The organism is Parabacteroides sp. merdae-related_45_40 (genome assembly GCF_001915675.1).
Genome location: NZ_MNQY01000143.1, coordinates 1 through 16,965 on the forward strand (window position 1 = coordinate 1; position 16,965 = coordinate 16,965).

Below are 16,965 nucleotides of genomic sequence, written 5' to 3' on the forward strand. Positions count from 1 at the left end.
CTAAGCTCATTGATATAAATCCCAATACAGATCACGAGACTATAAGAAATTTACTCCCCCATAAATGGCAAAGGTAGCATCGCGGAGACGATTACTTTAAGACCAAACAACCCAAGTCTTAACACAAAACAAACTGCTTCTTTTTCTTCCGCCAAATGTCGAACAAGTGTCTGACATTTGTAAAACGCTTGTTAGACTATTGAGAAACAAGCGTTTTACAACTGTGGGACAAGAACGATCATATTACTTACGAAATAAAAGACTATGAGACAAGGCGGTAGAAACGTGTAATCCGTCGTAGGCCAGATGGACATGAGGCGGCAACTCCTTCTCTACCTCCGCATGCAGACCAATGCGATGACTCATGTGGATCAGATAGGTTTCCTTCGGTTTTATCCTTTCGATATTAACAAGGGCTTCTTCCAGCGATTCATGCGTAGGGTGGGCTCCCCGGCGGAGAGCTGTCAGAATCAGCACATCCAGGCCTTCCAGTTTGGCATACTCTTCTTCCGGAAGATATTTTACATCTGTCAAGTAAGCCATATTACCGATACGATAGCCGAAAATCGGCAGTTTCCCGTGCATCACCCGGACCGGCGTAACCGGGATTCCGGCAACCACAAAAGGCTCGTTTCCGATCCGGTGAAGTTCCAAGTTCGGAACTCCTGGATATTTATGGGCACGGAACACATAAGGGATACGTGTCTCGATAGCTTCCGCCACATTATCTTCCGCATATACATCCACTCCCTTTTCACGGCAAAAAGGGCGTAGGTCGTCCAATCCGCCGACATGATCGTAATGTTCATGCGAAATCAGGACCGCATCCAAACGATACGTCTTGTTGCGGATCACCTGCCAACGGAAATCCGGGCCACAATCCAACAAAATCCGTTTACCATCCGTCTCCACCAGTACGGACGTACGCAGACGCCAATCCCGTTTATCCGAACTGGTACACACCTCACACTGACAACCTATTTCGGGAACTCCGGTAGAAGTCCCCGTCCCTAAAAACGTTATTTCCATTTATCCCACATATTTTACCTCAGGCATAATCTCGATACCGAACCGGTCATGAACAGCCGTACGAATACTTTCGGCAACCAGTGCGATCTCGTGTCCTTTGGCTTCACCCAAATTGACCAATACCAATGCCTGCTTTTCATATACGCCGACCGCACCATGCGACTTGCCTTTAAAACCGCACTGCTCGATCAACCAGCCTGCAGGGACCTTCACCTTCCCCTCTCCTGCCGGATAGGACGGCATGTCCGGATATTGCCTCTTCAACTTTTCGTAATGGACAACCGGAATAACCGGGTTCATAAAGAAACTTCCGGCATTTCCCAACTCATCGGGATCAGGCAATTTTTGATGACGGATCGAGATCACGGCATCCCGCACAGCTTGCAACGTTATCTTTGGATATTTAGCCAGTTCCTCTTTCAAATTGCCGTAATTGACAGAAAACCGAGGCTTTTTGCTCAAACGTATATTTACATAAGTAACAATGTGCGGGTCGTTATGCTCATTCTTGAAGAAACTATCCCGATAACTATAAAGACATTCTTCATTTGTAAACATACGTTTCTCGAACGAAAGCTGGTTATATGTCTCCACCGTCTCGACCACATCCTTGATTTCCGTACCGTATGCCCCGATATTTTGGACAGCGGCTGCTCCGACTTCGCCCGGAATGCCGGACAGATTTTCTATCCCTCCCCAACCTTTGGAGACGGCATAAGCGACTACATCGTCCCACTTCTCGGCAGCTCCAATGCGAAGCAATACCGAATCGTCTGTCTCTTTCGCAACAGAGATACCTTTTATCTGCGAATGCAAGATAACCCCGTTAAAATCATTTATAAACAACAGATTACTGCCACTTCCGATATGCAACGACAAACATTCCTGAAAATATTCGTCCCGGAAGATCCGCCCCAGTTCTTCTTCATTCGTATATTCCATAAACCAACGGGCCTTCACCGGAAGGTGAAAAGTATTATGTTTCTCCAGCGAGTAATTCTCTTCTATTCTCATTTCGCGTATGTTTTATTTTGCAGGACAAAAGTAACGATAAATATCAAATCAATCAGCAGGTATATAAAAAAGCCTTTCAAATATAGCGACCAAAGGTTATTTAACATTTTTTGTTTCGCAAATCGTAACAAATGCATATACGTGTTGTTAAATAAGAAATGAACGCTGATTTCTTTATATGCAAAAGGAGATACAACATATCAATGAAAAGCGTACATTTGCCTTGAATATCATTAATTAAATAAAAACATTCATGAACAAAGCAGAATTGATTGAGGCCTTGGCCCAGAGATCGGGATTACAGAAACAAAAAGCGAAGAAACTATTGGAGGCTTATGTAGACATCGTAACAGAAGCTATGTCCCACAACGAGGAGATCGTATTGATCGGTTTCGGAACATTGATACCACGTCCTCAGACAGAGCGTTTAGCTCGTAACCCCAAAACAGGAACACCGGTTATGATTCCAGCCAGAACGACTGTAAAATTCAAACCGGGTAAATATTTGCTGGATGCAATTAACAAACCCGAAGAAAAGAAGTAAGACTTTTTACCTGACAAAGGGAGGCAATCTGAAAAAGGTTGCCTTCTTTTTTGCGACCTGTCCAAATTATGAGTAATTTCGGCGCCGGAAAAATGACAATTCAATCATGAAAATAGTTAATCTTGGAGAATCAAACTCGGTGTTAAACCGGTTTGTCGCAGAACTGCGCGACGTCAATATACAAAAAGACAGTATGCGCTTCCGTCGTAACATCGAGCGGATCGGTGAAATCATGGCTTACGAGATCAGTAAGGATTTCACCTACAGCAAAAAAGGTATTCAATCTCCTCTCGGGATAGCACCAATGAACACTCCCGACGATTCAGTCGTCATCAGTACGATCCTGCGTGCCGGCCTCCCCTACCATCAGGGTTTCCTCAGTTACCTGGATAATGCGGAAAATGCATTTGTTTCCGCTTACAGGAAATACAAGGACCGTCTGAACTTCGATATTCATATCGAATACATCGCATCTCCCCGATTAACAGACAAGACATTGATTATAACGGATCCGATGCTGGCAACCGGCAGTTCTATGGAACTGGCCTACGAAGCATTGCGCACCAAAGGCCACCCGGCGCATATCCATGTCGCTTCCATCATTGCCAGCAAGCAGGCAATCGAATATCTCCAGCGTAAAATGCCGGACGACATCACGACTATATGGGTCGCGGCTGTCGATGACGAACTAGATGATCATTCTTACATCGTTCCGGGACTGGGAGACGCCGGCGATTTGTCCTATGGTGAAAAAGAATAAGATATGAATCTAACGGGGTAAAGTAAACCAGAAACGGGACCCCTTCCCTATCTCGGACTCTACCCCGATTTTACCGCCAACCTGTTCTATTATGCTCTTACAGATCGAGAGCCCCAAACCTGTCCCCTGCTTGAAACTGTTTCCTTTATAGAAACGGTCGAATACATGTCGCTGCACTTCCGGCGACATACCGTCACCGGTATCCGTCACAGAAAACTCAATCTCATCCCAGCGTATCTCGTAACCAAGCAGGATCGTTCCTTTGCTGGTGTGTTTGATGGCATTATTAATAAAGTTGGATATGATCTGTGTCAGCCTCACCTTATCACAACGCATGATATAGGAAGGCAAGTCCGGAACCACACAGAGCGCGACTTCAGCCGGTACTTTGATACGAATCGAAACGACCAGTTCTTTACATAGCTCCCGCAAGTCGACCTCGACAAGTTTCAATTCGATTATACCAGATTCTATCTTCGCCAGATCCAGCACATCGGAGATCAACTGTAACAACAGTTCATTGTTTTTTTGGATAATCTCGACAAACTGCTTCTTTTCCTCCGGATCGTCCGTATCGACCAACAACGTGGAAAAACCGACAATGGCATTCAGCGGAGTCCGGATCTCATGGCTCATATTGGCAAGGAATGCAGATTTCAAACGGTCGAGTTCTTCGGCTTTCTCACGCTGCTTCTGCGTTTCCTTCAGTTCGGTTATATCATAATTCACACAGATCATTTCAAGTCTGTCCGGATTAGTCGACTGGGTGTTCCGCATTACATTCACACGAGTCCAATGCCAACCTTCTCCATACTTCACCCTTAATTCCCGCCGAATACTATCACACTGTCCTTTTTTTACCTGTTCAAAGAAATTAAACATAACCTTCCGGTCTTCAGGATGGATCTGGCTATAAACACCTATGACTTCCAATAGCGGCACACCTTCTTTTTCTCCTAAATTCTGATACCATTGGTCGATAGCATACCCTTCACGAGTCAACAAATCAAATTTGGCATATCCAACTTTTGCAAAACGGCTGACCAGACTGAAGAAATGTTCAAACTCCTCGATACGGTTATATGCGACCGCCTTATCTGTATTATCAAGATTAATAAACATATAATTAATCAGATCTCCATATATGTCATACAACATGCAGACTTTTGTGAAAATATCGATCGTACCATTCTTCATTGTCGGATAGAACCCTTTGTCCTCAATTGTGTTAAATGAATAATCCATGTGAAAAGAGACTGGCTCCCGACTAATCAGTTTTTCTCGTATTTCATCATTAATCATAGGATTTTCAAAGATATTAAGCCCCAAAACAGACTCTTTGGAAGGAAGGCCGAATATCTCGACATCCATATTATTCAAATCCACCAGATAGCCCTTCTTATCATACAACTCTATTCCGACCGGTATGTTGGTATAAATATTCCGAAGTAACTTTTCACTATGGTCCAAAGCTTCATTGGTACGGGCCATCTTCGTTATTATACTAATGATATTGGAAATAGACGACAACCATTGATAGTCCTCCAAGCTCCACATACGATACTTATCTACTATATCGATTCCCATATACCCCCAAGACTCACCTTTGATTATTAATGGAATTAAAATCAGAGAACAGGTTCGACGCGCTTTCAGGTAGCGCTTCTCCTCAACCGCTTCAGGAGGTAATTCATCCAGATTATTAATTAGGATAGGATATAAATTCCGTATTTTATGTGTAGACCAAGGTAACGTAGCAACCGGAATGTTTTGCAAAAACGGACGGACAGGCTCAACTCCCTCACTACACACCTCATATGTGCAGCCAATCTGCTTCTCATCCTCATATTCCATAATGTATACACGCCCCTTCGTATCGATCGAAAATAGAACCTCCGTAAGAGCCAAATGGATCGATTTATGCAAATCATTTGTCTGGATAAAAGAATGTAAGGCATGGGACAAACTCCCCAAATGCCTGAGAACACTATCAACCTGTCCATTCACGACAGGTCTATTCTCCTCCATTTCACTAAAAGGAATCAACTGTAAAATACCCAATACGGTCAACTTGCCATCGGAAGCCTTTTCACGTTTATAAATTTTTGTACGGACGAACCTATAACCATAGCAAGTCTTTATAGGGAAGATCTGTTCGTATATACCAATACCTTTAAAGAAAGCAAATTCGTTAGCGATACGATCCCGATAGTCTCCACGGATCAACAAAAAGAAATCTACTATGGATATTTTCGGACCATCCAACTCCAAGAGACTAATCAAATAGTCAGAACAGATATAACATCTTTCTTCAAAATCAGCTTTCCACCAGCCAACCTGAGCATTGTCTAATATTAATTGATACTGGTCTACATCCATGAATACGACTTCTTTATTATCCTTCATACAAAAGTCGTTATAATAAACCGAACCAACAAATTTTATTTTCCTTAATATTCAAGGATTTTCCACATACATTAATCATAAAAAATAGCAACATAAGCTAATTTCTGCTTATGCTGCTATTTAACTATAGATAAAAAAACGTTATTTCAACTCTTTAATGCGAATATTACGGAACTTGACAGGAGAGCCATGACCTAAGAAACCGATATGTCCTTTCTTATTGAACAGGCCCGGATGTTCCTTATGATCGGCAGTACCGTTCTTTGTCGCTTCACGGATATTGCCTTCCATGATTACCACCCCGTTGACCGTTACCTTGATGTTATCCCCATTAGCTACAATTTCTTCATAATTCCATTCACCCGCAGGTTTAAACGCACTATGATGTTCCGCCTTAGCCGGGATAATTCCATAAACGGAACCGTGATGCTGCAAAGGAGTAATATCCTTATAAATCGGATGTTCGCAATCCAGAATCTGGATTTCCATACCAACATAAGCGGCATCCCCTTCCATCGGGGTACGGATACCGACACCGTTATTAGCACCCGGCGTCAACTGGAATTCGAAACGGTACACGAAGTTGCCATACTCGTCTTTCGTATACAGGTTTCCACCATAGCTCTTGCTCGGTATCATGGAAATGCAACCGTCTTCCAGGGTATAATCAACCGTGTTACCTGTCCATTCATGCATATTCGTACCGTCAAACAGAACCTTAAAACCTTCCTTCTCTTCTTCGGCTGAAAGTTTGAACGGTTCCTTGCGTTCGAGTTCTTTTACATAAATATTCCGGTAATAAACCTTGCTGCCATGAGCCTGCAATTCAATCTGTTCGACCGGGAAGATCGGGAGCTTGCGATCCCAATAGTTTTCCAGAATCACATCATCCACCACTTTCTCTCCGTTCAGTACGACTGTCACACGGTCACCGACCATCTTGATGTAAAAGCTGTTCCATTCACCCAGCTTATTATCGGCCACTTTCGTCGGCTTGCTCTCGTTCATCTGGTTGTTGTATAATCCACCGGAACCGACTTGCGCTCCTACGTTTACACGCGAAGTATCCCATATCTGCACCTGAGGCGTACCACGCAAGTAAATACCGGCATCCGCTTCAGGACCGGCCGGATCAAGCATCCAGTCCACATACATTTCAAAATCACCGTATTGTTTTTCCGTGCACAGATTGTCACCCTTGCCATTGAATATCAGCATACCGTCTTCCACGCTCCAGCCTTTACGCATGACCTCATCGGCTTTCGCCTGCTCTTTGGCCAACTGTCCCGGTTTCATCTTCGCACGGGCAATCGGATTCTGTACCAAACCTTTCCAGCCGGTCAAATCCTTACCGTTAAACAAAGAAACGAATCCTTCGCCTTGCGGCATCTCGGCCAGATGTTTCTTGATCGCTTCTTTTTGATAGCCGGCATCCGGATTGTCAAGCACCTCCATTACCTTATTCAACAAAGCACGGACATTTGCCCCCATATACTCCTTATTACCCAAAGCAATATTCATGACTGCATTGGCGGCAGCCTGCTGTACAGGTTTCTGATCCAGAAATTCACCGGCATACAGCATACCCAAGAATGTTCCGGTTTTTTCAATCTGTTGTAAAATCGCGATCTTCTGTGCATCCGTTTTGGCAATTTCCATTGCCTTACGCAAGCTTAACAAACGGTTTTCACCTGTAAATGCCGGATTGGAAACCAGTTTCACATAAGTAGTGAGAGCCGGATCAAAATAGTTGGACGACGGGCTTTCCTTACAGATCGTATATAATTCGTCCGCCACTTCAATACCCTTCCAGTTCAACAGGGCTTCGAAGGCTGCATCCCTTTTGACACCCGTATTAGAACGGAAACCTTTCACGACTGTCGCCAGCGCATCCGGTTGTCCGGTAGAAGCCAACACCAGATAATACAAATAATCTTTATTGCCGGCCTGCAACATACGACGTGTCACCGTTTCGACCCGGTCGGCAACCGGAAGAGAGGACAATGCTGAAATAACAGCCCGCTGCATGGGAGGAACAGCCAATGCGTCAGCCGTTTCCAGCATACCGCACATATTGGTTATATCACGTTCTCCCACTACATCCTTCAAAGCCACATAAGCCGCGGCTTTCACTTCTGGAGAGCCTATCTGTATCTGATCAAGTACGGTATTGATATTGGCAGTAGCTTTGCGCATGGCCAACAACTCAAGTCCAGCTATTTTTCCCGCATTAGCAGCAGAAGAGACGGCCTTTGCCACTGCCCCGTCGATATCTCCAGGGAAGGCAGCCAAAGCATCCTGTCCCAACAGGACGACTTGCTTGTCATTGCTCTTCAGCAATTCGGCCAACGAAGGAATATAGGACTTATCGCCTATCTTCACCAATGTCCAGGTTGCAGCCTGCTTCACGTCAAAGTTAACATCACCGAGCTGCTCCAACAGGATCTGCTTGGCAGGAAGATCGAAACGAATTTCCAGATTCTGGATAATGTCATGTTTGACAGGTTTCTTGGCCTCGCGTCCGATCCAGTTCAAGATGTCTATTTTCAGTTCCGGTTTGGCTTTAGGAACCATTTTCATAAGTTCTATATACAACTCTTTATCTGCAAAACCGGAAGCATAGCTCAAAGCCGCATTCCGGTAGTTCTTGCTCGGATCTTTCATGGCAGCAATAACCATCTTAGATACTTTAGCCGGTTCCTCGGCTGCTAAAAGTATTTGCAAGGCAGCTTCCCGTGTCTGCTCCTGTCCGGCTTTAGCCGCTGCTTTCTGCAATTTCTTTGCAGCTTTCATCACCGCATCACGATCACTCTGGACCAATCGCTTCAACAAAGCGATATAAGCTTCGTTGGCACCAGTCACTTCCATCGTGTAACCGGCATTCTCGGCCGCTTTTGCTAACACTGGCAATGAATTAGAACTTCCGACACAACTCAAGGCATACAATACCTCTTTCTGCATATTCGGATCAGACGCTCCCTGCAATACCAACAAAACAGGTTCAGCCCCATCCACCCGGGCATCGGCAATCGCACGGATCACATCCTTTTGTGTTTTAGAGGAACCGGTACGACTCTTCAAAGCAGCAACCAATGCCTGACCTGCTTTTTGACTGCCATTAGAAGCCAGCGCACGAGCGGCGGGACCGCTCAACGACTCATCGTTCAGATAAGAAGCCAGTACATCTATACATTCGTCTTTCCCCAACATCTGAAGTTGGCGGATAATAAACGCTTTTGTTTCACGCTCGTTCACCATTTCCAAAGCCTTCAGATAAGCCTTTGCAGTCACTAACCGGGCATTCTCCTCCCCTTTCGCCATGACATAATGCGTAAGACCGCTCAAAGCATAGTCGACATTTGCATTACTGCCTTTGCCCGGAGCATTTATCATGTTTACCAACATCAGAACACCTTCTTCGCCGGTAGAACTCAAATCACCAATCAATTTATTGTACGCCGCTTGTTTCGCCGCAGGCATCTGAGCCAACACATCGGCAGCGGTCGTTTTGGCCGTACGGTTGGCCGGAGTCTGCGCCATCAGCATGCTTCCGCAAAGCAACAGGGCAGCTATTGAAATATATGCTTTTCTCATATTATTATCTATTTATGTAATTGTCAATTGTTAATTATCAATTGTCAATTCGTTATATATTCCAGGGTGCTCTCATCGGCTGGTCCAGCAAACGATTTGCAGCCTCGTCGTCAATAAATTCAAGTTTTACAGGATCGAAATTCAGCGTCCGGTTCAAACGCAGAGCCACTGCTCCCATATTGACAATAGTAGCCGAACGGAAACCATTCTTTTCGTTCAGGGCGAAAGGCTGGCGTGTCTTCACACATTCTATAAAGTCCGTAACCTGAGGTTCGGGTTCAGGGAAATCGGCAAGTTTCCTCTCCCAATCGGGAATATCGCATACAAAATTTTTATAAACATTACCCTTCGGTCCGGCAATATACGGCGTATTCGGATCACCGAAGTCCCCCCCCCAAAGGACAATCTGACAACCATCGTCATACGTGTAGGTAATGGAACGCCAAGTACCGACAGCATCCGGATGCTGTTGCGGGGCATCAACCTCCACTTTAATAGGACTGGTATCGTCTTTACCTAGTATATATTGTACGGGGTCGATGTAATGCTGCCCCATGTCTCCGAGCCCTCCACCGTCATAATCCCAGTATCCGCGGAAAGTCTGGTGTACGCGATGCGGGTTATAAGGCTTGTAAGGAGCCGGGCCGAGCCACATGTCGTAGTCCAACTCTGCCGGAACCGGTTGCGGTTCGAGATATTCTTTTCCTACCCAGAAAAACTTCCAGTTGAAACCGGTATGCGCACTGATCGTCACCTTCAACGGCCATCCCAACAATCCGCTTTGCACCAGCTTCTTCAACGGTTTGACAGGAGTGCCCAGTCCATAGAACTGGTCTGTAAAACGGAACCATGTATTCAGGCGGAACATACGTCCGTATTGCTGTACGGCCTCCATCACACGCTTTCCTTCACCGATCGTACGCGTCATCGGCTTTTCACACCAGATGTCTTTCCCGGCTTTAGCGGCCTCGACAGACATGATACCATGCCAATGAGGTGGAGTGGCGATGTGCACAATATCAACATTCGGGTCCAGAATCAAATCGCGGAAATCATGATAAGCGGCTATTTTTTCCTTCACCAGTTTCTTTCCCAATTCAAGGTGATTTTTATCAACGTCACAAACGGCAACCAAACGTGTACCGGCATAATTGACATGGCCTCTTCCCATCCCTCCGGTACCAATAATACCTTTAGTCAATTGATCACTCGGAGCGATATACCCATTTCCCAATACGTGACGCGGCACAATCGAAAAGAGCGCAACCCCTCCAAGAGTTTTCAGAAAACCTCTTCTGCTTGTTCTCATAGTAAATTATAATTTATATAGATTAGCAACCTATTATTTTAATAATATAAATAATATCTGACAAATATACTAATTATCTAATAATCCTTGCAGATATTCACGTGTTTTTATCACATAATCATGTCTTGCACCATTCAATTCGCATTCAATAGTCAATGCTCCTTGAAATCCTTGCTTCTTCAGTTCTGCAATGACAGCCGGGAAATTCACCTCTCCGGTAGGAATGGGTACTTCAGCTCCCAATTCATACGGATTGTTCGGGTCCGGATATCTACCGTCTTTAGCATGGAATTCCTTGATAAGGCTGCCGAACTGCTTCACGGCATCAAGAGAATTCGCTTTTCCGTACATCAATAAATTAGCCAGGTCGCAATTGATAAACACATTACCAGTAGCGATGTCTTTAATGGCACGAATCAAAGTCGTCGGCGTTTCCTGTCCGGTCTCAAAATAGATCATCACACCGCGCTGCTTGGCATAATTCGCCAAATCCTGCATGACCTTGATAAAATCTTTATATTGTTCGGAAGAGGGATCTTCCGGTATAAAACCGAAATGAGAGTGCATAGCGGGAATTTCCGCCATTGCACAGAAATCAATCATTTCATGATATACTTTAATTTTTTCTGCCCGTTCTTCTTTTGGCACCAGACCAATCGTAGCTGGTCCCTGGCGAAAATTCCAAACACAATGGCTTCCGGGCACACCGACAACCGTTGTTACCTTTATATTATGTTTCTTGGAGGCTGCCTTTACTTTTTCAGCAAAATCTTTTGTAAACTTGTTTTTCTGATAATTAAGTTCACAAGAACCAAATCCCTGATCATGCAGATCCTTAAAGCTTTTATCTACATCGCCCAAGTCATATTGGATAACCCCAATCGTTATCTTATCCTGAGCCATCATTCCGGAACACACAAACAGCAATGCAAAAATCAATAAAGAGAATTTAGTTTTCATCATCTGATATAGATTAAGTTATAAATAAAGAAAATTAAAAAGAGGGACAACCAAAGGGTTGTAAGTCTTTTTGGCCTCCCTCTTCATTTATGAAAAAACAAAAGTAATAATTTATTCCATTGTCGGATTAAAAGTTCCGCCCCAATTATTGTTTTGTTCGAGATTCGGATTTTGGTCGATGTTACTTTTCTGAATTGGGAAAAAATAAAAAGACTCTTCAATCACGAACTCACGTTCAGCTGCTTCCGTATAAGGTACTTGACGAATCACATAACGAAAATCACCGGTAGTCAACTCATTATTATTAATTTTGGCTCTAGCAGTGTTCAGATCCATATCCGTACCATCCGGGTTGATAGCAATCGCTTCAAGTCCATGTTTAGTCCAGCCAGCCAATTTCATCATATTACGCGTACGACGCAAGTCCCAAAAACGATGCCCTTCAAAACACAATTCGATATTACGTTCATCCAAAATAGCCTGACGAATCTCTTCACGATTACCGACTTTCAATCCATAAAGTCCATCGTTCCCAGCCTCGATTCCGGCACGTTTACGAATCTGCTTTAACATTTCAACAGCAGTTTCCGAATGTCCGGTTTCATTAGCTGCTTCGGCATAGATAAACATCACCTCAGCAAAACGCATCAGGATATAATCAATATCATACGTCATCACTTTATCCTGAGTCAATGTTAAATCTGCTGCTTTGTAAATATAAAAACCTGAGAAAATATCATTGTTCACGGCATTCGTATGTGCATTCGGATTTACACCATATTGATCATCAGGACTACTGATACCCAAAGCATTATATTGCCTATAATTCGCAGACTTTCCAGCCACTGGATATTCCCGACCATTATATAAACAGACATTATTGAAACGCGGATCACGATTCTGCCAGAAAGATTTCAGTAAAGCTTGTTCGTCTCCAACATAATATTTACTACTCGGATCATCATATTGTTTTCCATCCAACATAGGAAAACTTTTTACAAACTCCCAAGTCGGGTTACTATAAGATTTGTCACGGCTGACAGAAGCAGGACGGGTCGTGTACTCCCATGCTGAAGTCTTATTCGGATTCGAATTCACTACCGGAAAAACAACCTCCGGTCCTTGTTCCTGTATCCAAATATCTGAATAATTCGGAGTTAAAGCGATACCTTTAGCCACACAATAATCATAAGCTTCTTTTGCTGCCACATAGGCTTCCTCCCAATAAACATTACCATATGGATTGTTCGGATTGAACTGTGGAGAAGCTTTCAACAACAAAGTTTTTGCTTTCCATGCTTTGGCAAAACACTGGTCGATACGTCCGTACTCAGCAGAACTTCCAGCAATCTTCTCAGGCAATAATGTGATGGCATGATCCAAATCTTCAACCATAAACTGGAAACACTCTGGAGTAGAGTTACGTTTTACACATAAATCATCCATATCCTTGTCTTGAGGAACCTTTATATAAGGAACACCGCCATGATGCAAAACCATCCAATAATACATATAGGCACGCATGAAATAAGCCTGGCCCAACAAGCCATTAGCCGTTTTGCTATCCAATGCACCTTCTTCCAAACGTTTGATAGCCTCGTTAATATGGCGAATCGTTGTGTAATCCCACTTTTTATAAGCACTACCTGTTTCTGTAATAGTACCCAAATACCATGGCATACCTGTCACTTGTTCTGAGTTATTGTCTGCACCAGCACTCCAGTTTCCAAAGCACTCCGAATAAAGATTGTTCACATACGCCGTAGCCAAGTTAACGTCATCCCAAACCATCGACTCATCGTAACTATTCAAGTTGTCAATATCTAATGTATCACAACCGGTTGCCATTCCTCCCAATACGAAAGCTGCACTTATTATGGCATATTTGATTTTATTCATTTTCATATTCTTTCTGATTTAAAATTAGAATGAGAAATTAAGACCAAAAGAAAATGTTCTCATCAACGGATAGGAATCATAATATTCTTGTTCCGGATCCAAAAATTCCGTTACATCCGAAATACAGAACAAGTTTGTTGCATTGGCAAATACTTGTGCGTGCGTAAGTCCCAACGGACGAAGAATCGCTTTCGGCAAATCATAGCCGATATTCAAATTCTTCAAACGCAAGTATGCCCCATTACGCATCCAGTAACTTGTATTTCCTGCACCTGATTCATACCAACCATTCCCTACAATGCGTGGATAAACACCATTCGGATTCAAATCTGGATCATAGACTTTATCACTTGTCCAAATTGGGAAATAAGGACGAACGGCACCACCATGCTGATAGAAACCACCATCAACTCCACCGACAAAACGATCATATTTGCCAACACCCTGAAAATGCACGTCTACCGTGATACCTTTCCACTTAATATTACCTCCAAAACCATAATTAATACGCGGTGTTCCATTTTCACTCAACAAGTTATACGCATCATTTCCATCAATACGTCCATCAGGACCTTCCGTATAACCATCTCCACGAGTATCTTTATACAAAATACCACCCAAATATGGATCACGACCATACTGTTTAAACCCCTTCGCTTTCAAGGCTTCAACTTCAGCTGGATCGGTCAACAAATGATCAGCAATCAAACCGGTCAAAATACCGTCAGCCTTTCCTACCGGTGACAATGCATGTAACGCTCCACCTTCCTGATAAGTAGCTGAAACATCCAAGACATCCCACTTGTCGCGAGCAAAACCTAAATTCACGTATGCAGAATAATCGATCTCACCATTAGCAGCCTTATCCATCCAAGTCAGAGCGATTTCACCTCCTCGCCAAGAACGTTCAGCGTAGTTTTCTGGAGCTAATGTTTGCCCATATGTATTAGGGATTGTCACGGTGCGTGCTCCCAAAATATCGGTTTCTTTACGATAGAATGCATCGACTGTACCAGATAGTCGGTTATTGAAGAAACCGAAATCCAAACCACCATTAACAGTCTTAGATGTAGCCCATGTTAAAGCCAAGTTCGGCGTAGCACCAGGCGTAATCGTATTAGCTAAATTGTTACCAAACACATAATTTCCCCCCTTATTATATTTCTGTAGATAAGAGAATGCTGCTATTTCTTCATCATTCACATCCAAGTCATTACCTGTTGTTCCATACGATGCACGCAGCTTTAAATTACTCAACCAATCGGTCGTATTTTCCATAAAAGATTCTTCACTTAAACGCCATGCAGCCGATACAGAAGGGAAAAAACCCCAACGATGCCCATCGGGGAACAATGTGTTACCATCATAACGGAAAGAGAACTCGGCTATATATTTTTGATCGAATGTATAATTAAAACGACCAATCCATGAAAGACGTCCACCGGTATATTCTTCAGCGTCACCCCAACGACGTTCGGCATCGCTCGAATAATTAAACATCTGGTCTAAGTTGGAAAGTGGTTGTTCCCCTTTAGCCTGTATCCATTCCCCCCCGTTAGAAGCCTGTTCGAATACAACCATCGCGTTAACATCATGTTTACCAAATGTATTGGCATAGTTCACAAACCAATTGAACTGCTCGGTCCACAATTGTTTAGCACGATAATCCAAGTTTTCATAATTTTGAGAGAAGTTGAACGTATTGAACTCATTCAAATTTAAAGGAGCCGGCAAGAAACGATTTCCTTCAGGATCTGCCTGCTGAAATTTGTAGTTCTTCTGGAAAGTCATGAAACGTTTCCGATTGTAGTCATGTCCAATATAGCTCCCCATGATCTTCGTACTCAAGCCTTTCGTAATGAAATCCAAGTTAAAATCGAACGAAACGATCCCATTCATATTGCGCCGACGAGTTTTCAGATAACGGTTACCGACAACCTGATCTACAGGATTCCACCCTTGCCATGAACCATAATCCTGATAAATCGGATAATCTGTAATTGTAGCAGAAGGTGTCCCGTCCAAATTAGAGTAGAACGGCGTTGTCTTCATTGCATTGAATGTACAACGGTATAAATCATACACAGCCTGATCGTCGTCATCCGAGAATGGCCAATAGAAACGCTTGTCATTAGACTGATTTGCATCCAAATTGACATTCATCTTGATGTATTTGCTCAATTCTACCGTTAAATTCGAGCGCAAAGAAAATTTCTTATTTTCCAACGATACATAAGAGCCTTCTTCTGCCAAGAAAGACCCCATTACATAATATTGCACTTTCTCGCTTCCGCCTGTCACACTCAAAGAATGTTTTGTGTTCCAAGGATTCTGCCAAATATAATCGTTTACATTATAATTGATGTTGTTGTCACGGAAGTAAGCATATTCCGCCTCACCGTTCGGCTCTTTAGTGCCTTGAAAACGGGCTACAGCATTTTGGTAATCCAAATCATCAATAGCCGTCCATCTATCCGCAAACAGTTCTTGGGTAGGTTTGCTAAAAGCATAGGATCCCTGATAATTAAACACAGGTTTCTGATTCTTAACACCTCCTTTTGTCGTGACCAACACAACCCCATTACCAGCTGCCGATCCATAAATAGAAGCGGACGCGGCATCTTTCAGGAAGCTCATCTGATCTATTTCATACGGTTCCAAATTATCAAAAGCCTCTTTATCACGGATAACACCATCGATAACGAACAACGGATCGCCGAATCCACCACGCATACGGATCTCAGAAGAAGCTCCCATCAGACCAGAATTACCGGTAATAGTTGCTCCAGGAGCACGTCCAGCCAATGAATTGGACAAGTTAGTATTAGGAATCACCGACAGTTCTTCCGACTTCACATTCGAAATGGATCCTGTCATATTTACTTTTTTCTGCACACCGTACCCAACCACAACAACCTCGTCCAATTTCTGAGTATCTTCATGCAAGGTGATCTGGTATGTATTTTTATCTTTCGTCACTAAAATTTCCTGATCCAAATATCCGATATAAGAGATAAGCAAAGTAGCTCCATCCGGAATCTCTTCCAATGTAAATTCTCCGTCAATATTCGTTATCGTACCGACTCCAGCCCCACCTTTCAGGACAATATTCGCACCAATGACCGGCAAACCGGTATCGTCGACAATAACACCTGATATTTTTTTCTTCTGCTGTTGGAGTGCTGTCACAACAGGTTCGGAATGAACACTCCTTTGAGAATTATCATCCTTCAGAAATACACGATTATTTACTATTTTATAAGAGATCCCTGTATTCTTAAATACCTCTTTCAGAACATTTTCTATATGTTCATTTTTAATTGGAGATTTTCTTATTTAATAAAGTCTCATCATAAGAAAATTCATACCCAGTTTGTTCACTAATACTTCGTATGACGGTACCGACTGTCGTTTGATTCAAGGCCAGTTCCAGATTCACATACAAAGAAT

10 protein-coding genes are annotated in these 16,965 nt (G+C 43.2%); 2 read left to right on the forward strand and 8 right to left on the reverse strand.

Annotated elements, in window-relative coordinates; genetic code table 11:
* Positions 1-243: 243 nt before the first annotated feature.
* Both BHV83_RS20705 and murB read right to left on the reverse strand, forming a co-directional pair.
* On the reverse strand, positions 244-1,029 hold the full coding sequence (locus BHV83_RS20705; protein WP_122205827.1) for an MBL fold metallo-hydrolase: 786 nt from the start codon (positions 1,027-1,029) through the stop codon (positions 244-246).
* A complete protein-coding gene (gene murB, locus BHV83_RS20710; protein ID WP_046451806.1) occupies positions 1,030-2,043 on the reverse strand; it encodes a UDP-N-acetylmuramate dehydrogenase in 1,014 nt (337 codons plus the stop codon).
* A 253-nt stretch (positions 2,044-2,296) separates the two neighbouring features.
* Between murB and BHV83_RS20715 the strand changes: the two genes are divergently transcribed.
* Both BHV83_RS20715 and upp read left to right on the forward strand, forming a co-directional pair.
* Positions 2,297-2,587, forward strand: a complete 291-nt coding sequence (locus BHV83_RS20715; RefSeq protein ID WP_005635153.1) for an HU family DNA-binding protein — start codon at positions 2,297-2,299, stop codon at positions 2,585-2,587.
* A gap of 106 nt (positions 2,588-2,693) precedes the next feature.
* A complete protein-coding gene (gene upp / locus BHV83_RS20720) occupies positions 2,694-3,347 on the forward strand; it encodes a uracil phosphoribosyltransferase (RefSeq protein WP_005635155.1) in 654 nt (217 codons plus the stop codon).
* Positions 3,348-3,356: 9 nt separating this feature from the next.
* Here the strand turns inward: upp and BHV83_RS20725 are convergent, their stop codons facing one another.
* From BHV83_RS20725 to BHV83_RS20750, 6 genes are all read right to left on the reverse strand, one after another.
* Positions 3,357-5,753: a sensor histidine kinase gene (locus tag BHV83_RS20725; protein ID WP_227226269.1), complete on the reverse strand. Its 2,397-nt coding sequence runs from the start codon at positions 5,751-5,753 to the stop codon at positions 3,357-3,359.
* 141 nt (positions 5,754-5,894) lie between these two features.
* Positions 5,895-9,347 carry a DUF1080 domain-containing protein gene (locus tag BHV83_RS20730; RefSeq protein WP_122205828.1) on the reverse strand — a complete coding sequence of 1,151 codons (3,453 nt, stop codon included), beginning with the start codon at positions 9,345-9,347 and terminating at the stop codon, positions 5,895-5,897.
* 52 nt (positions 9,348-9,399) lie between these two features.
* The gene (locus BHV83_RS20735) at positions 9,400-10,656 is read right to left on the reverse strand and encodes a Gfo/Idh/MocA family oxidoreductase (RefSeq protein WP_005635160.1); all 1,257 of its coding nucleotides are present in this window, start codon (positions 10,654-10,656) and stop codon (positions 9,400-9,402) included.
* A gap of 69 nt (positions 10,657-10,725) precedes the next feature.
* Entirely contained in the window at positions 10,726-11,616 is an 891-nt protein-coding gene (locus tag BHV83_RS20740) for a sugar phosphate isomerase/epimerase family protein (protein ID WP_005648743.1), read from the reverse strand.
* Positions 11,617-11,727: 111 nt separating this feature from the next.
* Positions 11,728-13,521: a RagB/SusD family nutrient uptake outer membrane protein gene (locus BHV83_RS20745; protein WP_075967671.1), complete on the reverse strand. Its 1,794-nt coding sequence runs from the start codon at positions 13,519-13,521 to the stop codon at positions 11,728-11,730.
* Positions 13,522-13,539: 18 nt separating this feature from the next.
* Positions 13,540-16,704 (reverse strand): SusC/RagA family TonB-linked outer membrane protein, encoded by a 3,165-nt coding sequence (locus BHV83_RS20750; RefSeq protein WP_493711137.1) that lies wholly within the window; start codon positions 16,702-16,704, stop codon positions 13,540-13,542.
* Positions 16,705-16,965: the final 261 nt, after the last annotated feature.

Excerpts from the sequence above, each read along its gene's own strand:
- BHV83_RS20725 (WP_227226269.1), bottom strand. The coding sequence starts at position 5,753 with ATGAAGGATAATAAAGAAGTCGTATTCATGGATGTAGACCAGTATCAA.
- BHV83_RS20745 (WP_075967671.1), bottom strand. The coding sequence starts at position 13,521 with ATGAAAATGAATAAAATCAAATATGCCATAATAAGTGCAGCTTTCGTA.
- BHV83_RS20735 (WP_005635160.1), bottom strand. The coding sequence starts at position 10,656 with ATGAGAACAAGCAGAAGAGGTTTTCTGAAAACTCTTGGAGGGGTTGCG.
- BHV83_RS20740 (WP_005648743.1), bottom strand. The coding sequence starts at position 11,616 with ATGAAAACTAAATTCTCTTTATTGATTTTTGCATTGCTGTTTGTGTGT.
- murB (WP_046451806.1), bottom strand. The coding sequence starts at position 2,043 with ATGAGAATAGAAGAGAATTACTCGCTGGAGAAACATAATACTTTTCAC.
- BHV83_RS20705 (WP_122205827.1), bottom strand. The coding sequence starts at position 1,029 with ATGGAAATAACGTTTTTAGGGACGGGGACTTCTACCGGAGTTCCCGAA.
- BHV83_RS20715 (WP_005635153.1), top strand. The coding sequence starts at position 2,297 with ATGAACAAAGCAGAATTGATTGAGGCCTTGGCCCAGAGATCGGGATTA.
- BHV83_RS20730 (WP_122205828.1), bottom strand. The coding sequence starts at position 9,347 with ATGAGAAAAGCATATATTTCAATAGCTGCCCTGTTGCTTTGCGGAAGC.
- upp (WP_005635155.1), top strand. The coding sequence starts at position 2,694 with ATGAAAATAGTTAATCTTGGAGAATCAAACTCGGTGTTAAACCGGTTT.